General features: G+C 71.1%; 16 protein-coding genes and 1 pseudogene. 12 read left to right on the top strand and 5 right to left on the bottom strand.

Going from position 1 to position 21,150, the window contains the following annotated elements:
* Nucleotides 1-22 precede the first annotated feature (22 nt).
* The 5 genes from ABZX10_RS14830 to ABZX10_RS14810 are packed head-to-tail and all read left to right on the top strand — an operon-like array spanning nucleotide 23 to nucleotide 6,186.
* A complete protein-coding gene (locus ABZX10_RS14830; protein ID WP_355540974.1) occupies nucleotides 23-1,612 on the top strand; it encodes an acyl-CoA carboxylase subunit beta in 1,590 nt (529 codons plus the stop codon).
* A gap of 5 nt (nucleotides 1,613-1,617) precedes the next feature.
* Nucleotides 1,618-3,591, top strand: coding sequence for a biotin carboxylase N-terminal domain-containing protein (locus tag ABZX10_RS14825; protein WP_355540971.1), 1,974 nt, complete (start codon nucleotides 1,618-1,620; stop codon nucleotides 3,589-3,591).
* The gene (locus tag ABZX10_RS14820) at nucleotides 3,588-4,766 is read left to right on the top strand and encodes an acyl-CoA dehydrogenase family protein (RefSeq protein ID WP_355540968.1); all 1,179 of its coding nucleotides are present in this window, start codon (nucleotides 3,588-3,590) and stop codon (nucleotides 4,764-4,766) included. The genes ABZX10_RS14825 and ABZX10_RS14820 overlap by 4 nt, the downstream gene beginning before the upstream one ends.
* Before the next feature lie 8 nt (nucleotides 4,767-4,774).
* Nucleotides 4,775-5,560 (top strand): enoyl-CoA hydratase family protein, encoded by a 786-nt coding sequence (locus ABZX10_RS14815; protein ID WP_355540966.1) that lies wholly within the window; start codon nucleotides 4,775-4,777, stop codon nucleotides 5,558-5,560.
* 11 nt (nucleotides 5,561-5,571) lie between these two features.
* The gene (locus tag ABZX10_RS14810; protein WP_355540963.1) at nucleotides 5,572-6,186 is read left to right on the top strand and encodes a TetR/AcrR family transcriptional regulator; all 615 of its coding nucleotides are present in this window, start codon (nucleotides 5,572-5,574) and stop codon (nucleotides 6,184-6,186) included.
* 15 nt (nucleotides 6,187-6,201) lie between these two features.
* Here ABZX10_RS14810 and ABZX10_RS14805 read toward each other — a convergent pair whose 3' ends face one another.
* From ABZX10_RS14805 to ABZX10_RS14785, 5 genes and pseudogenes are all read right to left on the bottom strand, one after another.
* Nucleotides 6,202-6,930, bottom strand: coding sequence for a TetR family transcriptional regulator (locus tag ABZX10_RS14805; protein WP_355540960.1), 729 nt, complete (start codon nucleotides 6,928-6,930; stop codon nucleotides 6,202-6,204).
* A gap of 18 nt (nucleotides 6,931-6,948) precedes the next feature.
* Nucleotides 6,949-8,475: an FAD-dependent monooxygenase gene (locus ABZX10_RS14800; protein WP_355540953.1), complete on the bottom strand. Its 1,527-nt coding sequence runs from the start codon at nucleotides 8,473-8,475 to the stop codon at nucleotides 6,949-6,951.
* A complete protein-coding gene (locus tag ABZX10_RS14795) occupies nucleotides 8,472-10,160 on the bottom strand; it encodes an AMP-binding protein (protein WP_355540950.1) in 1,689 nt (562 codons plus the stop codon). The genes ABZX10_RS14800 and ABZX10_RS14795 overlap by 4 nt, the downstream gene beginning before the upstream one ends.
* A 33-nt stretch (nucleotides 10,161-10,193) precedes the next feature.
* Nucleotides 10,194-12,515 (bottom strand): annotated as a pseudogene (locus tag ABZX10_RS14790) (hydantoinase B/oxoprolinase family protein).
* Between the two features lie 19 nt (nucleotides 12,516-12,534).
* Nucleotides 12,535-14,685, bottom strand: a complete 2,151-nt coding sequence (locus tag ABZX10_RS14785) for a hydantoinase/oxoprolinase family protein (RefSeq protein ID WP_355540947.1) — start codon at nucleotides 14,683-14,685, stop codon at nucleotides 12,535-12,537.
* A 204-nt stretch (nucleotides 14,686-14,889) separates the two neighbouring features.
* On the opposite strand from ABZX10_RS14785, the gene ABZX10_RS14780 reads away from it, so the two are divergent.
* From ABZX10_RS14780 to ABZX10_RS14750, 7 genes are read left to right on the top strand one after another with little or no spacing between them, the layout of a single operon-like run.
* Nucleotides 14,890-15,645: a maleate cis-trans isomerase gene (locus tag ABZX10_RS14780; protein WP_355540944.1), complete on the top strand. Its 756-nt coding sequence runs from the start codon at nucleotides 14,890-14,892 to the stop codon at nucleotides 15,643-15,645.
* A 45-nt stretch (nucleotides 15,646-15,690) separates the two neighbouring features.
* Nucleotides 15,691-16,362 (top strand): VOC family protein, encoded by a 672-nt coding sequence (locus ABZX10_RS14775; protein WP_355540941.1) that lies wholly within the window; start codon nucleotides 15,691-15,693, stop codon nucleotides 16,360-16,362.
* Nucleotides 16,359-16,604, top strand: coding sequence for a hypothetical protein (locus ABZX10_RS14770; protein WP_355540938.1), 246 nt, complete (start codon nucleotides 16,359-16,361; stop codon nucleotides 16,602-16,604). Before ABZX10_RS14775 ends, ABZX10_RS14770 begins: the two co-directional genes overlap by 4 nt.
* Complete coding sequence (locus tag ABZX10_RS14765) at nucleotides 16,601-17,845, top strand: alpha/beta hydrolase (protein ID WP_355540935.1); 1,245 nt, start codon at nucleotides 16,601-16,603, stop codon at nucleotides 17,843-17,845. The genes ABZX10_RS14770 and ABZX10_RS14765 overlap by 4 nt, the downstream gene beginning before the upstream one ends.
* Nucleotides 17,842-19,116, top strand: coding sequence for an aromatic acid/H+ symport family MFS transporter (locus ABZX10_RS14760; protein ID WP_355540932.1), 1,275 nt, complete (start codon nucleotides 17,842-17,844; stop codon nucleotides 19,114-19,116). The genes ABZX10_RS14765 and ABZX10_RS14760 overlap by 4 nt, the downstream gene beginning before the upstream one ends.
* Entirely contained in the window at nucleotides 19,113-20,006 is an 894-nt protein-coding gene (locus ABZX10_RS14755; RefSeq protein ID WP_355540929.1) for an SDR family NAD(P)-dependent oxidoreductase, read from the top strand. The genes ABZX10_RS14760 and ABZX10_RS14755 overlap by 4 nt, the downstream gene beginning before the upstream one ends.
* Complete coding sequence (locus ABZX10_RS14750) at nucleotides 19,999-21,135, top strand: acetyl-CoA C-acyltransferase (RefSeq protein ID WP_355540926.1); 1,137 nt, start codon at nucleotides 19,999-20,001, stop codon at nucleotides 21,133-21,135. The genes ABZX10_RS14755 and ABZX10_RS14750 overlap by 8 nt, the downstream gene beginning before the upstream one ends.
* The last annotated feature ends 15 nt before the right edge of the window (nucleotides 21,136-21,150 follow it).

Here is a 21,150-nt window from a genome sequence, read left to right as displayed (position 1 = left end):
ACGACGACGAAGGACTCGACTCATGACGGTGCTCCGCAGCACCCCCTCCCCCGACGCGGCCGCGTACCGCGAGACGATGCTCGGCAAACTCGCCGACCTCACCACCGAGTTCGACAAGGCCCTCGCGGGCGGCGGCGAGAAGTACGTCGAGCGGCACCGGGGACGCGGCAAGCTCACCGCCCGCGAACGCATCGACAGCGTCCTCGACCCCGCCTCGCCCTTCCTCGAGCTGATGCCGCTCGCCGCCTGGGGCAGCGACTTCCAGGTCGGCGCGTCCCTCGTCGGCGGCATCGGCGTGGTCGAGGGCGTCGAGGTGATGGTGGTCGCCAACGACCCCACCGTCAAGGGCGGCACCTCCAACCCGTGGACGCTGCGCAAGTCGCTGCGCCTCAACGACATCGCCCGCGAGAACCGCCTCCCCGTGCTCTCGCTCGTCGAGTCCGGCGGCGCCGACCTCCCCACGCAGAAGGAGGTCTTCGTCCCCGGCGGCGCGATGTTCCGCAATCTCACGCAGCTGTCGAAGGCCGGGATCCCCACGATCTCCGTCGTCTACGGCAACTCCACCGCGGGCGGCGCCTACATCCCCGGCATGAGCGACCACGTCGTGATGATCAAGGAGCGCTCCAAGGTCTTCCTCGCCGGCCCGCCCCTGGTGAAGGCCGCGACGGGCGAGATCTCCGACGACGAGACGCTCGGCGGCGCAGAGATGCACTCGCGCACCTCGGGCCTCGGCGACTACCTGGCCAGCGACGAGCTCGACGCGGCCCGTATCGCCCGCTCGATCGTCAAGCGGCTCAACTGGCGCAAGCAGGGCACGGCCCCGTCGAGCCAGGTCCTGCCCCCGCGGTACGACGCCGAGGGCCTGCTCGACATCGTCCCGGACGATCTCAAGATCCCCTTCGACCCGCGTGAGATCATCGCCCACATCGTCGACGACTCCGACTATGACGAGTTCAAGCCGCTCTACGGCGGCTCGCTCACCACCGGCTGGGCGAACCTGCACGGCTACCCCATCGGCATCCTCGCCAACGCCCGCGGCGTCCTGTTCTCCGAGGAGGCCCAGAAGGCCACGCAGTTCATCCAGCTGGCGAACCGCTACGACACGCCACTGCTGTTCATCCACAACACCACCGGCTACATGGTGGGCGCCGAGTACGAGCGCGGCGGCATGATCAAGCACGGCTCGATGATGATCAACGCCGTCTCCAACTCGGAGGTGCCGCACCTCTCGCTCATCGCCGGCGCCTCCTACGGTGCCGGGCACTACGGCATGGCGGGCCGCGCCTTCAACCCGCGGTTCCTGTTCTCCTGGCCCAGCGCACGCTCGGCCGTCATGGGCGCCAAGCAACTCGCCGACGTCGTCACCGAGGTCGCCGCCGCCTCGGCAGCGTCCCGCGGCCAGGCCATGGACCCCGCCTTCGTGGACGGCATGCGCACCGCCATCGAGACCCAGATCGACAAGGAGTCGCTGCCGGCCTTCATGTCCGGGATGCTCTACGACGACGGGATCATCGACCCCCGCGACACCCGCACGGTGCTCGGTATGGCCCTGTCCGCCATCCACAACGGCCCCGTCAACGGCACCTACGCCTTCGGCGTCTTCCGGATGTGAGTGAAATGACTGAGACTGCTTTCGATTCCGTCCTCGTCGCCAACCGCGGCGAGATCGCCCGCCGCGTCATCGCCGCGGCCCACGCCCGCGGCCTGCGCGCCGTGGCGGTCTACTCCGACCCGGATGCGAGCGCGCCGCACGTCGCCGAGGCCGACGAGGCCGTGCGCCTGCCCGGCGAGTCCCCCGCCGACACGTATCTGCAGGGCGAGAAGATCATCGCCGCGGCGAAGGCCACCGGCGCACAGGCGATCCACCCCGGCTACGGCTTCCTCTCCGAGAACGCCGACTTCGCCGCCGCGGTCCAGGCCGCCGGCATCGTCTGGATCGGACCCTCACCCGACGCGATCACCGCGATGGGCTCCAAGGTCGCGGCGAAGGCCCGGCTCGCCGAGGCCGGCGTGCCCATGCTCACGAACCTCACCCCGGACCAGGTGTCCGACAGCGACTTCCCCGTCCTGGTGAAGGCGTCCGCCGGCGGCGGCGGGCGCGGCATGCGCGTCGTGCGCACCCGCGGCGAGCTCGAGGAGAACCTCGCGGCCGCGGAGCGCGAAGCGAAGTCCGCGTTCGGCGACGGCACCGTCTTCTGCGAGCGCTACCTCGAGCGCGGCCGGCACATCGAGGTCCAGGTGATGGCCGACTCCCAGGGCACCGTCTGGGCCGTGGGCGAGCGCGAATGCTCGATCCAGCGCCGCCACCAGAAGGTCCTCGAGGAGGCCCCGTCGCCGCTCGTCGAGCGGCATCCGGCGATGCGCACCGCCCTGTACGAGGCGGCCGCCAACGCCGCCAAGGCCATCGGCTACACCGGCGCGGGCACCGTGGAGTTCCTCGCCACCGACGCCGGCGAGTTCTTCTTCCTCGAGGTGAACACCCGCCTGCAGGTCGAGCACCCCGTCACCGAGGCCACCACCGGCCTCGACCTCGTGGGCCTGCAGTTCGACGTGGCCGCAGGCCGGCCGCTGCCCTCCGCCGAGCCGCCCGCGACCCGCGGGTGGGCGATCGAGGCCCGCCTCTACGCCGAGGATCCCGCCAACGACTGGCGGCCCGCCGCCGGCACCGTCCACCGCTTCGAGGTTCCCGGTGTGGTCAGCGAGTTCTCCGGGCCGGATCGTCCCGGCATCCGGCTCGACAGCGCGCTCGCGCGGCGGGACAGCGTCGTCGAGGTCTTCTACGATCCGATGCTCGCCAAGGTGATCGGCTTCGCGCCGACCCGCGCGCAGGCACTCGCCATCACCGAGGCAGCACTGCGGAAGGCAACGATCCACGGCCTCACGACGAACCGTGACCTGCTGGTCCGCATCCTCGCGGACGCGGACTTCAAAGCCGGCGACTTCGCCACCGACTTCCTCACCGGCGAGCGGCTCGAGCGCCTGGCCGCGCCGCTGCTCGACGAGGCGGAGCTCGCGGAGGCGGCATCCGCAGCCGGCGCCGTGCTGGATCGCCGGGGTGCCGCCGCGAGCCCGCTGCCGCACGTCGCGCCCGGCTGGCGCAACATCGGTGCGCGCAGCCTGGTGCCCGAGTTCCGGACCGCGGACGAGCGCGAGTTCCGGGCCGACACCGGCCAGGTCGCGACCGTCGTCGACGACGGTGACCGTGCGACGGTCGCGGTGGAGCGCGACGGTATCCGGCGCACCGTCGCCGTGACCGCCTACCCGGGCGATCGCACCGTCGTGGAGGTGGAGACCGCGCGCGGCGCGGCGACCCTGACGCTCGTCGACCCTCTGCCGTCGGCCGACGCCGCGGCGGCGGCCGGCTCCCTGCTCGCGCCGATGCCCGGCGTGATCACCCGGATCGGCGCGCAGGAGGGCGATTCCGTCGCCGCCGGGCAACCGGTGCTGTGGATGGAGGCCATGAAGATGGAGCACGCGATCTCCGCTCCCACCGACGGAGTCATCGCCTCGATCCCGGTCGAGGTGGGCCAGAACATCGATGCCGGCGCCGTGGTCGCCGTGCTGGAAGATTCAGGAGACAACGAGGAATGAGCACCACCAGCATTTCCATGGACGTCATCGAGTCCGAGGAGCGCCAGGCGCTCCGCAAGACCGTCTCGGACCTGGGCAAGCAGTACGGCCCCGCGTACATGCGCGAGAAGATCGCGGCGGGCGAGGGCCCCACCGAGCTGTGGAAGGCCGCGGGCGATCTCGGCCTCGTCGGCGTGAACATCGCCGAGCAGTACGGCGGCGGCGGGGCCGGCATGTACGAGCTGGGCATCGTCGGCGAGGAACTCGCCGCGGCCGGCTCCTCGCTGCTCATGCTCGTGGTCTCGCCCGCCATCAACGGCACGATCATCTCCAAGTTCGGCACGGAGGAGCAGAAGCAGCGCTGGCTGCCGGGCATCGCCTCGGGCGAGACGATCGCCGCCTTCGCGATCACCGAGCCCGATGCGGGCAGCAACAGCCACCGGATCACCACCACCGCCCGCCGCGACGGCGACGACTGGATCATCTCGGGCCAGAAGACCTTCATCTCCGGCGTCGAGCTGGCCGACGTGATCCTCGTGGTCTCGCGCAGCGAGGACGCCAAGACCGGCAAGCTGCGCCCCGCACTGTTCCTCATGCCCACGGACTCACCCGGGCTGCAGAAGACGAAGATCCCGATGGAGGTGGGCCTGCCGGAGTCGCAGTGGACGCTGTTCTTCGACGACGTGCGGCTGCCGGCCGACGCGCTCGTCGGCGAGCCCGACGCGGCCATCGCCCAGCTCTTCGCGGGGCTCAACCCCGAGCGGATCATGGCCGCCGCCGGCTCGGTGGGCTCGGCCCGCTACGCGATCGGCCGCGCGGTCGACTACGCCAAGCAGCGCACCGTCTTCAAGGTCCCGATCGGCGCGCACCAGGCCATCGCCCACCCGCTCGCCGAGCTCAAAGTCGAGACCGAGCTCGCGAAGCTCATGCTGCAGAAGGCCGCCACGCTCTACGACGCCGGCCAGGAGTTCGCGGCGGCGGAGGCCGCCAACATGGCGAAGTTCGCCGGCGGCGAGGCGGGCGCGAAGGCCGTGGACCGGGCGATCCACTCGCTCGGCGGCAACGGCCTGACCACCGAGTACGGGCTGGCGCAGATGCTGGTGGCGTCGAGGCTGTTCCGCATCGCGCCGGTGAGCCGCGAGATGGTGCTCAACTTCATCTCCGAGCACTCGCTCGGCCTGCCCAAGAGTTACTAGGAGTCCGCATGACCGAACCCCTGGTCCGGTACGAGAACAAGGGCGGCGCCGCGTATCTCACGATCGACAGCCCGCACAACCGCAACGCGATCTCCCAGCGGCTCCTCGCCGACCTGAGCGCCGGGCTGGAGCGCGCGGCAGCCGACGACGTCGCCCGGGCCGTGGTGCTCACGCACACCGGCACCACCTTCTGCGCGGGTGCGGACCTCAAGGAGGCGGCCGCCAACGGGGCCGGCTCGGACCCGAAATCGCGCACCCTCGCCATGATCGGCGCCATGCGCGGCATCATCGAGTGCCCTAAGCCGGTGATCGCCCAGGTCGACGGGCACGTGCGCGCCGGCGGATTCGGGCTCATCGGCTCGTGCGACTTCGTCTTCGCCGGCCCCGCGGCGTCGTTCGCCGTGACGGAGACGCGGATCGGCGTCGCGCCGGCGATGGTCTCGCTGGTGCTGCTCCCGCACCTGCCCTCCCGGGTCGCCTCCACCCTCCTGCTCACGGGCCGGAAGTTCGACGGTGCGCGGGCCGCCGAGTACGGGCTCATCACCGCCGCCGTCGACGATCCCGCGGCGGCCGTCGCGGAGCAGCTGGCCGAACTGCAGCTGTGCAGCCCGCAGGGCCTGCGGGAGACGAAACAGATCGTCTGGCACGACGTCCTGCGCTCGTTCGACGAGCGGGCCGACGCGCTCGGCGACCAGTCGGCACGGCTGTTCGGGTCGACGGAGTCGGTCGAGGGGATCACCGCGTTCCTGCAGAAGCGGGCGCCGAGCTGGGCGCAGCCGGCACCGTCGGCATAGGCTTATCCGCAATGGCACCCCTTCGTCCGCCCATCCGGGCGCCCCAGCAGTCCCGCAGCCGGGAGACCCGGCAGCGGCTGTTGGAGACCACGATCGCGTCCCTGGCCACCCGCGGCTGGGTCGCGACCACCGTCGGCAGCGTCGCCCGGCAAGCGGGCGTGTCACGCGGCGCGGCGCAGCACCACTTCCCCACCAGGGAGGACTTGATCAGCGCCGCGCTCGAGTACATGGGTGAGCAGCGCCTCGCCCACGTCGCGGCGGCGGGCGCAGCAGTGCCGGAGGGCCCTGAGCGGCCGTACGCCGTGGCGCGCCTGATCGTCGAGTACTACACCGACGACCTGTTCAAGGCGGCGCTGCACGTGTGGACCGCGGCCGCGAGCGACGACGCCCTCCGCGAGCGGATGCTGCCCTTCGAGAACAAGCACTCCCGCGAGGTGTTCCGGCTCGCGATGCGACTGCTCGGCGTGGACCATGACGACGAGGAAGCCCGCCGCGCGGTGCAGGCCACACTGGACCTCGCCCGCGGGCTGGGCCTCGCCGACCTGCTGTCCGACGATGAGGCGCGCCGCGAGCAGGTCGTCGACTTCTGGGGCAGGCAGCTCGCGGCCATCGTCGCGCAGCACTGATCGGGACGGGTCGCCTCAGTCCCGGTCGGACCTGACCAACCGCTCCAGCCGATCGAGATCGCGGCGCAGGTCGGAGATCGCTCCGAGTGGGCCGGGTTCCGCCTGCGGGACGAAGCCCTCCGCGCGCAGCGCGCGCACGGCCATGTCGGAGAGCTGGGCCGCGATCGCGGCGCGATCATCGCCGTCCCGGTACCACCAAGCGATCCAGTTCAGCATCCCCACGACGCCGAGAGCGCCGGTGCGGGCGTCGACATCGCGGAACCGGCCCTCCCGAGCACCCGCCTCGATGACGGCGGTCAGCTCGCGCAGGACCTTGCGGCGGCTCGTCCGGTATCCCGCTGCGAGGCTCTCCGGAAGGTCGGCCTCCGAACGGATGAGCAACCGGAACCGGTCCGGCGACTCCATCTGGTTCAGGGCGAGCGATTCGGCCATCCGGCGGAGTTTCGTCTCGGGGTCGAGCCCCTCGATCGCGTTGATCTCGTGGAGGAGTTGCGCGGGTTCGGCCGCGACCTCGCTGACCAGTTGGCCGAACAGCTCGTCCTTGTTGGCGACGTAGTGGTACACCGCCTGCCGGGTCAGTCCGGTGGCGTCGGCGATGTCCTGCAGCGTGGTCCCGGCGACGCCGCGCTCGGCGAAGAGCCGCGCTGCGTTCTCCTTGATCTCCCGTTCGACCAGCTCCCGCCGCACGCTGGGGCGCCCGCGCCGCTTCGCCGGCGCGGGCGCCGCTGCCTTCTCCGTGGCCATGGAACCCAACCCTAGACCTCAGCCGGCGATCGCAACGAGGTCGACACGCTCGCTGACCAGCGCGGCGGCGGCCACGTCGCGCATCGCGGCGGGGACTTCCGCCACCACGATCGCAGGGGACGAACGCCGGATCCGCTCCGCCAGGTCGAGCCGGTCGAGGACCGCCTCGCGGTCGTCCGCGCCCGTGAGCCAATAGGTCTCGGCGGCGCGGAGCCCCTCGACGAGGCCCGTGGCCTCCGCGCTCCACGGCCTGGCCTCCGTGTGGATCTCGACGGTGCCGGTCGCATCGTGCAGCTCCGCCGGGGCGATGCGGCTGGGCAGGCGCCGCGCCGCGAGGGGCTGAGCGAGTACCCACTCCGTCACCTCTGCGGGCTCGGGGACCTCGTCGACGGTGACCCCGGCGTACGCCGCGAGCCCCGCCGGGACCACCTGCGGGGCGGTCTCGGCGAACCGCTCCAGCGAGACCTTGCCAGCGCGCGTCATGTACGCGATGAGCAACTGCGCCACCGGGATCGACGTCCGCTCCGGGAAGTCGTCCCACCAGGCCATCGACCGCTCCGCGATCGTCTGCAGGTAGTGCACGGCCGGGCGGCGCTCCTCCTCGTAGGCGGTCAGCGCCGATTCGAGGTCGTCCGCGGCGAGCACCGCCTTGTCCAGTGCGATCGCGTCCTCCATCGCCAGCTTGGTGCCGGAGCCGATGGAGTAGTGCGCGGTGTGGGCGGAATCCCCGAGCAGGACGATGTTCCCGGCGTGCCAGTTCGCGCAGCGCACCGTCCGGAACCGCGTCCACTTGGTGCGGTTGCCGATGAGGGGGTGCCCGTCGAGGGACTCGCGGAAGGCCTCCTCGAGGAACTTCAGAGAGACCTCGTCGTTCTCCGTGTTCGGCGTCTGCTCGGTGGTCACGTCGAATCCCGCGCGCTTCCAGGTCGCCTCGTCGGTCTCGATGAGGAAGGTGCTGCGGTCCTGCGCGTACGGGTAGGCGTGCGCCACGAAGGTGCCGTACTCGGTGGTCACGGGGGTGAACACGGCGGCGGGCAGCTGGTAGTCGGTGCCGGCCCACAGGTACAGGCCCTCGCCGAGGACGACCGACGGCCCGAACTCCGCCTCGTGCTCAGCGCGGGTGGCGCTGGAGATGCCGTCCGCGGCGACGATCAGGTCGGCGTCGAGGTCAGCGGCGGACCGCCGCTCGCCGAACCTGAGCACGACGCCCGCGTCCTGGGCGAACCGCTGCAGCACCGTCAGGAGGGTCGCCCGGCCGATGCCCAGCAACTCGCCGTGTGCGAGCCGCACCGCGGCGTCGCCGACCCGCATCGACATCTCGTGCGGGTGCGCCGCGGCGACGATCGCATCCAGCGAGGCCTCGTCGGCCTCCCGGAGGTTGCGCTGCGTGCGCGAGGCGAGTCCGACGCCGAAGCCGAAGGTCTTGTCGGGCACGCCCTGCTCGTAGACGGTGACCTCGGCCTCCGGGTGGCTGAGTTTGAGCAGGCGGGCGGCGTACAGCCCGCCGGGCCCGCCGCCGAGGACCGCGATGGTGTTCAGTTTCATGACTGCGCTCCTTCGAGAGCCTCGGCCTGCAACCGCTCGACGATGTCGGATCGCAGACTCTTCTTGTTGACCTTGCCCACGTTGGTCTGCGGCAGCGCCGCCACCCAGACCAGCCGCTCGGGCCACTTGAACTTCGCGACGCCCAGGGCGTCCATGTGTGCCTGTACCTGCGCCATGCTCAGCTCGGCCCCGGTCGCGGACACCACGAACGCGCAGGCCTTCTCGCCCAGCCGCTCGTCCGGCATGGCGACCACCGCGGCTGCCGCGATGTCGTCGTGCCGGAGCAGCAGGAGCTCGACCTCCTCGGCGTTGACCTTCTCGCCGCCACGGTTGATGAGGTCTTTGATCCGGCCCTCGATCGCGATGTACCGCTTCCCGTCCTCGAATTCGTGCAGTGCGGCCAGATCGCCGGTGCGGTAGAAACCGTCCGAGGTGAAGGCCGTCGCATTGTGCTCGGGCGCACCGAAGTACCCGGCGATCGTGTACGGGCCGCGGCAGCACAGCTCGCCGACGGCACCGGCCGGGAGGTCGTCCTCGGAGGACGGATCCAGGATCCGGACCTCGTCCGAGGCGGCGATCGGCAGCCCGACGGTGGCCGCCCGCGCCGCGGCCGGCGCGTCCAGGGGCGTGACGATGAACATGCCCTCGGACATACCGAACATCTGTCCCGCCCAGTGGTCGGCACCGTCGTCCAGCTTGGCGAACAGCTCCGGCGGGACCTTCGCCCCCGACAACACCGTGTGCCGGACCGTGGGCAACAGCTGATCGAACGCCGATGAGCCGGCGGCCTGGTAGTGCCCGTGCCCGATCAGCACGTCCGTCACCCCGCTGCGGCCGCACAGCTCGAACGACGACACCGCGTCGGGCGTGCCGAGGACCAGCGTGGCGCCCACCGCGTGGGACGCGTGCAGCGAGCACGAGATGCCGGCGTTGTGGATGATCGGGATCAGGTGCGCCACCCGGGAGTTCTCGTCCCACCCGAAGGTGCGGGCGTAGAAGAGGCCGTTGTTCCAGTACTCGGCGTGGATCCGCGGGATCACCTTCGGCACGCCGGTGGTCCCGCCCGAGAGTTGGAACACCGCGACGTCCTCGGGGTCCGTCTCCGCCTCGATGGCCTCGACCATGGCGCGCGCCTGCGCTGGGTCGATGTCGGCGCCCAGGTCCTCGATGCGGATCGTCCCGTCCTGAGGCTGCGGGGCCTCGATCGTGAGGACGTGCCGCAGCGTCGAGTGGCCCTCGCCGACCTCGCGGGCGAAGCCCACGAGGTCGAACGGCAGACCCGCCTCCACCAGGTGTGCGACGGCGCCCACCTTCTCGCTGATGTGCCCGATCTCGTGCATCCGGTGCTGGGACAGCGTCGCCACCGGGATGAGGCCGGCCTTGAGGACTCCGTACCAGGCCAGCACCGTCGACGCGCGGTTGGTGACCTGGAAGATCACCGGATCCAGGCGGCGCAGGCCCAGCCGGACAAGGCCCGCTGCGATGCGGTCGGTGCGCTCGTCGAGGTCGCGGTAGGTGTAGGTGGCCTCGGCGGTGATGAGGGCCGTCCGATCCGCGAACCGGACCGCCGCGTCGTGCAGGCGCGCCGAAGTGGCCCTGTCGCTCCACTCACCGCTCGCCCGGTAGGCCGCGGCGCGGTCGGCCGGATATCCGACCAGCCTTGCGTCCCAATCGAATGCAGTCACGTCGTTACCTTTCTGCGGGTGTCCGTACCCGGCTCACCGGGTGGGCGCGGCGGGCAGCAGCTCGGTCAGCTCGCCCACGTGGTCGGGATGGTCCGCCGGGACGATGCCCGAGTAGACGGCGGACCAGCAACCGGGGCAGCACTGCTGACGGAAGACGACCTCGGTGTCGACGTACTCCGTCGGGTCGGAGGTCACCTGCGGCCCGGCGGCATTCGACGGCCCCTCGTAGCGGGCCAGCGAGAGCTTGCCCGACTTGGTGTCGCCGAGCAGGCGACCGCAGTGGGCGCACGCGATGACACGCGCGTCGCCGATGGCGACCTCGGCGAGGTTGTCGTCGATGCGGCGCGCGGCCCGCAGGTCGACGGTGGCGTCCTGCGACTCCGGTACCTCGGAGCGGTCGCGCCGCTCGTCCAGCATGGAGGCGCGCAGATCCGCGGTGGCGGCCTCGTCGACCTCGCCGCCCACGACCACGACGCCGTAGTTGACCCGGGCACCGTCGTCGGTGACCTTGCCGTTCACCACATCCCGCGCCACGGATGCGGGCTCGCGGCGCAGCGGGTCGCCGTAGCCGCCACCTCCCTGCCAGTGCATGTACAGCACCTCGCCGGGGGCGAGGTAGCTCTCGGCGTAGCAGGCACCGGTCTCCTGGGTACCGCCCAGGTCCTCCAGCCCGCCGGGCAGCTCGCCCGCCGACAGCAGTTCCTGGATCCGGGAATCGCGTGCCAGGATCTCCAGCCCGGTGTTGCCGGGCAGGCCGCCGGCGAGGCCGCCGTTCTGCGCCACGGCCTTACCTGCGGAGGCGAAGACGAGGCCCATCGGGACGCTGGAACCGTACGGGGTGACCGCGAGGGAGGCGCTGACGCCGCCGCGCATGCGGCCGGGGCCGCCCGAGTCGGGCTCCTCGCGCCGCCAGAGGGTGAGCAGCGGGTACAGGAACTCGGTCATCTCGGTGTCCGGGATGCGGCCCATCGGGATGCAGAACAGGCCGCCCGTGTCCATGCCGTCGGAGACCGGACGCGCGCCGTAGCCACCGGCCATCGGCTCCATCATGATGTTGAGGAAGGGCACCGGCTGCTCGCCGCGCTCGTCGAGGCCGGCCACGACCGCGGTGTCCCACGTTCCGCAGCAGCTCGCCTGGACGTTCTTGCCGAGCTCGATGTTCTGGTCGAGCATCTGCGCGAGGCACTCGGCGATGAGATTGCCGGTGAGCCAGGCGGGCCCGATCGGGCCGCGACTGACGGCCGCGGGGAAGGTCGCGTTGTTGATCGTGCCCTCCTCCGAGACCAGGTCGAAACAGCGCATGAGGCCGCCGGCCGACCATGGGATGTCGCCCGCGAGGATCGGCAGCAGGGCCAGCATCACGCCGCCGCGCATGCCCGCATAGGTGCAGTTGATGACGCCGGTCTGCGGATCCGTGCCGGTGAAGTCGAAGACCAGCTTGTCGTCGGCCTTGGTCATCGCGACCGTGATCTTGTGCAGCCCACGGTCGCCCACGGACGCCTGGTCCTGGTAGCCGGTGGCCCTCCAGGTGCCGTTCGGCAGCCCCTCGAGCTTGGTGCGCAGGCGCGACTCGGCGTCGTTCATCATGCGCTTCATGACAGCCTTGACGGTGTCGGCGCCGTACTGCTCGATCACCGCGAGGAGGCGGTTGCGGCCGACGGTGTTCGCGCCGATCTTGGCGCGCAGGTCCAGGCCCACGAGCATCGGGACACGCGAGCGCCGGGTCCAGGCGTCGGCCACGTCGCGCTGCAGCTGATGATCGCGGACGACCTTGATGGGCGGCGTCGGCAGCGATTCGGAGAAGACGTCCTTGGCGGACGGGTCGAACGAGCCGAGGCCCGAACCGCCGAGGTCGGGCTCGTGGCAGATGGCGCTGGTCCACGCGAAGAGCTTGCCCTCGTGGAACACCGGCTAGTAGACGATCACGTCACTCTGGTGCAGGCCACCACCGACCCACGGGTCGTTGCAGAGGAACATGTCGCCGTCGGCGATGCCGGGGTTGTCGGCGCGGTGCTGCAGAGTCCAGTAGATCGCGAGGTCGACGGCGCCGACCAGCATGGTGTTGTAGAGGCCCACCTGAACCTCCTGGCCGACCTCGTCGCTCACGGCGAAGTCGAAGTCGTTGGCGTCGGTGACGATCGGCGAGCCGGACATGCGCTTGAGCGCCTCGCCCATCTCGTCGGTCACCGACCACAGGCGGTGGCGGATCACTTCGTAGGTGAGCGGGTCGACGGCGTCGATCTGCTCCTGGGTGACGGTGTGCAGTTCGACGTGCGCGCCGACGGCGCGGCCGAGGGCCTCGGGGTCGAGCGGACGGCTGGAGAAGATCTCCGAGCCGGGGATCGGTGCGGTCATGGTGGTTCTCCTTGGGGGATCAGGCGCGCGCGAGGGCGTCGGCGGGGTCGGTGACGATGGCGGCGGGCCGGTCCACGGCGATGTGCAGGTTGCCGAGCTTGTCGATGGTTCCGGTGGTGTCGTGCGGGACGACGACGGTGGTGGTCGGCACCTCGATCACCGCGGGACCGCGGAGCACGTGGCCGGCACGGAGCTTGGTGTAGTCGTAGATGTCCGTGTCCACGTAGCCGCGGGTCGCGCCGAGGCAGACCTTGCGGGTTCCGGTGAGCGCCTCGGACGCGTCGGCCGAGGCGGCCTCCGCCATCGGCGGCAGGGTCGGCGAGAACGGCAGGACGCCCGTGCCGCGCACGCGGTAGGTGATCGCCTGGATGCCCGCCTCGCGGAAGCCGGAGCCGGCGCCGTAGAGGTCCGCGTACTTGGCCTCGAACCTCTCCGCCGCCTCGGCCAGGTCCTGCGCGGTGAGATCCCCGCCGGGAATCGGTGTCGCGACCTCGGCGAGCTGCATCGAGTAGCGCATGTCGATCTCGCGCTCGATCTCGATCGACGAGAAGTGCAGGCCCTGGCGGTCGAGCATCGCCCGCACCTGCGCCTCGAGCTGCTCGAAGTTGCGCTGCACGCGCTGCGGGTCCAGCGGCAGCGCGGCCGGGTCGGACATCTCCTTGGCGAGCACGATGTCCGACGAGGCCAGGCCGTACGCCGAGAACGCGGAGGCCACCTGGCCGAGCGGGACGACGACGTCGGTGGCGCCGATCTCCTGCGCGTAGAGGCCGCAGTGCGCGGGGCCGGAACCGCCGAAGGCGTAGACGATGAAATCGCGCGGGTCGTGGCCCGCCTCGACGACGGTCTTGCGCAGCAGGTCGCCGGTCTGGGCGTTCTGCACCTCGTAGATGGCTGCGGCCGCATCCTCGATCGACAGTCCCAGCGGCTCGGCGATGCGGGTCCGGATGGCCTCGCGGGCCAGGCTCACGTCCAGCGCGCGCCGGCCGCCGAGCAGGCCGCGCTCGGGGATGATGCCGAGCACGAGGTTGGCGTCGGTATTGGTGGGCTCGGTGCCGCCGGCGCCGTAGCAGGCGGGGCCTGGCACGGCCTGGGCGCTGTGCGGGCCGATCTGCAGGTTGCCGCCGGCGTCGAGCCAGGCGATCGCGCCGCCGCCCGAGCCGATGGCGTGCACCTCGAGGGTGGGCACGTTGATCGGGTGGTGGTTGATGATCGTGTTCGACGACCGCACCGGCTCGCCGTCGACGACGAGGCCCGCCAGGAAGGTGGTGCCGCCGGCGTCCGTCGCGATGATGTTGCGGTGGCCGAGCTGCTGGCCGAGCGAGACCGCGCCGACGACACCGCCGGTGAGGACCGAGCCGACCGTCGAGATCGCGTTGCCCGGAGCCTCGGCGGCGGCGACGGCGCCGCCGTTGCTCTGCATGACCAGGAGCGGGCCGGCGAGCTTCTTCTCGCGCAGCTTGCCTTCGAGTTCGCCCAGGTAGTCCCGCAGGCCGGGGCCGATCTGCGTGCTCATGATGGTGGTCGCGTTGCGGGCGAACTCACGGATGCGCGGGGAGACCTCGCTGGAGATCGCGACGAACAGGTTCGGGTCGACCTCGTGGGCGATCTCGCGGATGCGCTTCTCGTGCGTGTCGTTGCGGAAGGACCAGAGCAGGGACACGGCGATCGCGGTGATGCCGTCGGCCACGAGGGCGCGCACGGCCTCGCGGACCTCGGCCTCGTTCAGCGGGACGACGACCCGGCCGTCGCGGTCGACCCGCTCGGTGACCTCCATCGCGTGACGCTTGCGGACGAGGCCGTGGGACTTGCTCTGCCCGATCGGGTCCTGCAGCTCCTCGGGCGCCCGGCCGAGATAGCGGCCCTCGACGTTCATGATGTAGATCGAGTCGCGGTGGCCCTTGGTGGTGATGAAACCGATGTCCGGCACCTTGTTCATCACCAGAGCGTTCAGCGACGAGGTGGTGCCGTGCGCGATGTGATGGGTGTTCGCGAGCATGTCCTCGACCGACTGACCGAGTTGCTCCGCGAGTACCGCGAGCACGTCCATGACGCCCCCCGAGTAGTCGGGCGGGGTCGACGGTGCCTTGCCCGCCACGACCATGCCGTTGCCGTCGTCGAGGACGGCGTCCGTGAACGTTCCACCGACGTCCACACCGATTACATATGCCATGAGTACTGACTCTCCTTCGGCCGGGCTCCCGCAGTGACCGGGATCACTTCATTGACTGTCACGACGATTATTCGACGCCTTCGCAGAGAAAGTCAAGAGGGTGATGGACATCACCGAAAAATCTCACAGAGCCTTGACTGACCGACATTAACGTCGAATACTCGTCGTAGTCGCAAGTTAATTCTCGCCCCTGGAAGGACCTCCATGAGCACCCATCGGATCGGGCTCGTCGTACCGAGCAGCAACGTCACCGTCGAGACCGAACTGCCGAGGATCCTCGGCCGGCACCCGATCTCGGACTTCTCGTTCCACTCGACCCGGATGCGGATGCACACCGTCTCGCCCGAGGGGTTGAAGGCGATGAACGCGCAGCGCGAGCGGTGCATCCTCGAGATCGGCGACGCCTCCCCCGAGGTGATCCTGTACGCGTGCCTGGTCGCGATCATGGTCGGCGGGCCCGACGAGCACCGCCGGGTCGAAGGCGCCGTCGCCGAGCAGCTCGCCACCGGGGGTTCCGAGGCCAGGATCCGCTCGAGCGCCGGCGCGCTCGTCGAGGGACTCCAGGCCCTCGGCGCCAAGCGCATCGCGCTCGTGATGCCGTACATGAAGCCGCTCGCGCAGCAGGTCGTCGAGTACCTCGAGGCCGAGGGCTTCGACATCACCGATTGGCGGGCCCTCGAGGTCGCCGACAACAACGAGGTCGGCTGCATCCCCGGCGACCGGGTGATGGAGGCCGCCCGCTCCCTCGACGTCACGGGCCTCGACGCGCTCGTGATCAGTTGCTGCGTCCAGATGCCCTCACTGAGCCTGGTGCAGGCCGCCGAGGACGAGCTCGGCCTGCCCGTGCTCTCCGCGGCCACGGCCGGCGCGTACAGCATCCTGCGCGGCCTCGATCTCCCCGTCGCGATCGAGGGCGCCGGCAGCCTGCTGCGCGCCGACGTCGACTCCACCCCGGCCTGATCGCCGGGCTTTCATCCGAACACCCGAATCGACAAGGAGGACAGCATGTCCGATTCACAGCACCTGGTGAAGGGCGTCGACCATGTCGCCTACCCCACCTTCGACCCAGCCGGCACCGTCCGCTTCTACCGGGACACCCTCGGCTTCCCCGTCGTGCACTCGATCTGTGCCGCGGGCTGGGGTCCGGACCAGCACCCCGACTTCATCCACTTCTTCTTCGACATCGGCAACGAGGACCGGCTGGCCTTCTTCTACTACTTCGGGCTCGAGGAGTTCGACGGTGGGCCGCAGGGCGACGCGTACTCGAAGTTCGCCGAAGACGTGCCGATCTGGTTCATCCGCTCCCGCCACCTGGCCATCCACGTCGAGAGTGAGGAGCACCTGATGGAGTACCGCCGCCGCCTCGACGAGAGCGAGTGGCCCGTCGAGATGCAGATCCAGCACGAGACCATCGAGTCGATCTACACCCACGATCCCAACGGCTACATGATCGAGATCACCCGCGCGATGCGTCCCGTGACGCCGCAGGAGGACCTCGACGCGACCATCACCATCGACGCCCTCGTCGACGTGGTGTCCGGCCCGAACCCGTCGATGGACGCCCTGCTCGTGCGCAAGGCCGAGCTGATCGTCGAGCGCGCAGAAGAGTGGCAGTCCGCGCAGCCCGTCGCCGCCACCACGGCCGCCGAGTCCACGGAGGAGGTGACGGCGCGATGACCTCCGTCCTCGTCCTCGACGTTCCCGAGAACCGCCCCGTCGTCGACGTCGCCGCCACCGCGGAGACCGTCACCGTCGAGAAGATCGGTCCCTACTTCAAGGTCAGCGCCCCCGGCGCGATCGTCATCGATCGCCGGGCCACCGGCTGCCGGCACGCCGTCTGGTACAGCAGTGTGGCGGGCCTGCTCGACGCGCGGATCACGCAGTGGGACAAGGACGCCATGCGTGTGGAGCAGCGGTGAGCACGCCCGCCGCCGAGGCCCGACTCGGCGCGGGACGCTACATCGAGTCCGCTGAGATCCCCGCGGGCACGATCACCACGGCACACGAGCTGGCCACCGCCGACGGTGCCAAGGTGTACGGCATCCTGCGTACCCTCCGCGGGGCGCGCACCGTCGTCTCCCTGATGCATCCGCGACAGGACCTGAGCCACCACGTGCTCGTCCCCGAGCTCCTCGCGCGGGGCTTCGCCGTGTGGACGCAGGGCACCCGCTCGACCAACAACGACCTGAGCCTGATCCACGAGCAGGCGCTCCTCGACGCCGCGGCCGGCCAGGTCTTCCTGCGGGACCAGGGCTTCGAGAACCTGGCGACCCTGGGGCACTCGGGCGGCGGCACCCTGTACGCGTTCTACCACCAACAGGCCGGGCTGGCGCCCGCGGACCGGCTGCGGAAGGCACCGTCGGGCCGCCCCGTGGACCTGACGGTCGCGGACATGCCCGTGCCGGACGCGGCCGTCTTCATGGCGCCGCACCCGGGCCAGGGCGCGCTGCTGCAGCGGCTGATCGACCCGTCCGTCGCGGACGAGTCCGATCCGCTGTCCGTGGTGCCGGATCTCGATCCCTACTCCGCGGCGAACGGCTTCGCCGCGCCGGGCACCCCGTCGAGCTACTCCCCCGAGTTCATCGCCCGGTATCGCGCGGCGCAGGCCGAGCGGATCGCGCGGATCGACGCCGAGGCCGCGTCTCGCGTGGCCTCGGCCGACGAGGCCCGGGCCCGGTTCAAGGCCTCGCAGGACCCGGCGGACCGTCGGGCATCGCTCGCGCCCCGCGTGCTCACCGTGTACCGCACCGACGCCGACCTGCGCTTCGTCGACCCGTCGATCGACCCGAACGAGCGGCCCTACGGATCGCTGTTCGGCCGCCGCCCCGACCTCACGAACTACGGGCTCGTCGGCTTCGGACGCCTGGTGACCCCGGACGCGTGGATGTCGACGTGGTCGGCGAACACCACCAACGCCGACTTCCTGCGCTGCGCGCCGGGGGTCCGCGCCCCGACACTGTTCGTCGAGCTGACCGGCGACGCCGCGTGCTTCCCGGCGGACGCGACGGCCATGGTCGGCGCACTCGGAGCCGCCGACAAGGAGCATCGCCGCGTCGCTGGAACACATTTCGGCGGACCGATCCGGGCGGGCGCGCCCACCGGTGCGAGCCTCGCGGCGGCGGAGATCGGCGGCTGGCTCGCGGAACGGTTCGGCGCATGAAGACCCGGATCGTCACGGCCCTGTGCCTGTTCGCGCTCGTCCTCGAGGGCTACGACATCCTGATGTACGGCCTCGTCGTGCCCTCGCTGCTCAAGTACGCGCCGTGGGGCCTCGACACGGCGCAGGTCGGCTGGCTCGGCTCGATCGCGCCGCTGGGCATGCTGATCGGCGCGTTCGCGGCGGCCGCGCTGGGCGATAGGCTCGGCCGCCGCGCGACGCTGATCGGCGCGGTCGCGGTGTTCTCCGCAGCGATGCTGCTGTGCGCGCTCGCCCCGGGCTACGAGATGTTCGCGACCGGCAGGCTGGGGATCGGCCTGGGCGCGGGAACGCTCATGCCCACCGCCGCGGCGGCGATCGTGGAGGCCAGCCCGCCCGCCCTGCGCAACCGCATGGTCACCGTCGGCTTCGCGGGGACGTGCGTGGGCGGGATCCTGGCGGGCGTGCTGTCGCTGTGGCTCGTGCCCGCGTACGGTTTCCGGGCCATGTTCTGGGCCGGGGCGGTACCCGCCCTGGCACTGCTCCCCCTGCTGTGGCGCTTCTTCCCGCGGGGCTCGCGGTCCGACGGTGCCGCCCGCGCCGCCGGGCCGGTGGCCCGGACCGCGCAGGTGTTCCGCGCCGGCGGCGCACGAGCAACGATCGGCTTCTGGGTCGCGATGGCGCTGTGCCTCCTGCTGGTGTTCGGCGTCGCGGCGTGGCTGCCGAAGCTGATGCAGAACGCGGGCTACGGCCTGGCGGCGGCGCTGTCGTTCCTGCTGATCCTCAACGTCGGTGCTCTCGTGGGCACACTGGCGGGCGGGGCGCTGGCCGATCGCTACGGCATCCAGGCCGTCACCGCGGTCTTCTTCCTGGGCGCGGGCGTCGCGCTGTTGATCCTGACGGCGCAGCCGCCCACCGCTGCCGCGTACGTCCTGGTCCTCATCGCGGGCGCCGGAACCACCGGAACACAGATCCTGCTCAACGCCTACGTGGCGGCGTACTACCCCGCCGAGTGCCGCTCGGCGGGTGTCGGACTGGCGCTGGGCGTGGGGCGGCTCGGCGCCATCGCGGGCCCCACCTACGGGGCGTGGATCATCGGCTTCGGCGCCGGATACGGCTGGCAGATCACGGCGTTCGCCATCCCGGCGCTGCTCGGCGCGGGGGTCGTGATGTCGCTGGGCACGAGGCGAACGGAGCGCCGCGCCACCGGCCCGGCGGTCACCGTCGTCGACGGTGCCCCCGCCCCGATCTCGGAGCCCCTCACCCATCATCGATTCGAGGAGAACCCGACATGACCGACTTCGACGGACGGGTGGCGATCGTCACCGGTGCGGGCGGCGGCCTCGGCCGCGCGCACGCGGAAGCCCTGGCGCGTGCGGGCGCCCGGGTCGTCGTCAACGACGTGGGCGACGGTGCCGTCGCCGTCGCAGCGTCGATCGGCGCGGCCGGCGGCACCGCGATCGCGGACCGCACGGACATCACCGACGAGACCGCGGTCCGCGCCATGGTCGACGGTGTGCTCGCGCGCTGGGGCCGGATCGACATCCTCGTCAACAACGCCGGTGTCCTGCGCGACCGCAGCTTCGGCAAGTCCGATCTCGCGGACTTCCGCACGGTGCTCGACGTCCACCTGATGGGCTCGGTCCACTGCACCCACGCGGTGTGGCCGCACATGGCGGAGGCCGGCTACGGCCGGATCGTGATGACCACCTCGGTCTCGGGCATCTACGGCAACTTCGGCCAGGCCAACTACGGCGCCGCCAAGTCCGCCCTCGTCGGGCTCATGAACGTGCTCGCGATCGAGGGGCGCGCCAAGGGAATCCGCGTCAACGCCCTCGCCCCGACCGCGGCCACGCAGATGACCGAGGGCCTGATCGAGCCGGAGAAGGCAGCGCTCGTGACACCGGAGTCGATCTCCCCCGGCGTGCTGTTCCTGGTCTCCGAGAACGCCCCCACGGGGGTGATCCTCGGCGCCGGCGGCGGGGTGTTCGCCGTCTCGCGCATGGTCGAGTCCACACCCGTGTTCGTCCCCGAGGAGCAGCGCACGCCGGAGGGCATCGCGTCCCGGTGGGCGGAGATCGACGTGCTCACCGACCTCGACCGGTACGGCTCCGCGTTCGAGCAGACCGACCGGTACCTGCAGGCGATCCCCGCCACGACCGCCACGGAGAACAGCGATGCGTGAGGCCGTCATCGTCTCCACCGCCCGGACCCCGATCGGCCGCGCGTACAAGGGCGTCCACGCCGAAACACCCGGCCAGGAACTGGCGGGGCACGCCATCGCCGCCGCCGTCTCCCGCGCCGGGCTCGACGGTGCCGAGGTCGAGGACGTGGTCCTGGGTTGCGCGATGCAGGAGGGCAGCACCGGCTACAACACGGCCCGCCAGTCCGCGCTGCGCGCCGGCCTGCCGGTCACGGTGCCGGGCATGACGGTGGATCGCCAGTGCGCCTCGGGCCTGATGGCCGTGTCGATCGCGGCCACGGAGATCGTGGTCGACGGCCTGCAGGTGGCGGTCGGCGGTGGCGTGGAGTCGATCTCGCTGGTACAGAACGAGCACCGCAACGCCTACCGCACACAGGATCCGTGGCTCGTCGACAACGGCCACGACGTGTACGTCTCCATGCTGGAGACCGCCGAGAACGTGGCCCAGCGGTACGGCGTGACGCGGGAGGCGCAGGACGCGTACGCACTCGAGTCCCAGCGCCGCACCGCGGCCGCGCAGGAGGCGGGCCTGTTCTTCGGCGAGATCGTCCCGCTGCAGCGGGATCTCGACGAGGGGAACCGCCCGGGCACCACCGCCGAGGGGCTCGCGGGACTGAGGGCCGTCCTCCCCGACCGCGACGGCCACGCCGCCACCGTTTCGGCCGGCAACGCCTCGCAACTGTCCGACGGTGCCGCCGCCCTCGTCCTCATGGAGGCCGGCGAGGCGAGCCGGCGCGGACTCACGCCCCTCGGCGTGTACCGCGGGATCGCCGTCGCCGGATGCGAACCCGACGAGATGGGCATCGGCCCCGTGTTCGCCGTGCCGAAGCTCCTCGCCCAGCACGGGCTGACCGTCGACGACATCGACCTGTGGGAGCTCAACGAGGCCCTCGCCTCCCAGGCGCTGTACTGCCGCGACCGGCTGGGCATCGATCCCGCCAAGTACAACGTGAACGGCGGCGCCATCGCGATCGGGCACCCGTACGGCATGAGCGGTGCCCGCATGGTCGGCCACGCGCTGCTGGAGGGCCGCCGGCGGTCCGCGCGCTACGTCGTGGTGACGATGTGCATCGGCGGCGGCATGGGAGCCGCGGGGCTGTTCGAGCTCTGAGCTCGCGGCGCGCCG

Origin of the sequence: Tsukamurella sp. NPDC003166, assembly GCF_040611135.1 — a bacterium.
Classification (GTDB): Bacteria; Actinomycetota; Actinomycetes; order Mycobacteriales; family Mycobacteriaceae; genus Tsukamurella.
Note: the sequence above shows the minus strand (reverse complement) of the source record. Positions and strands in the feature narration are given on the sequence as shown.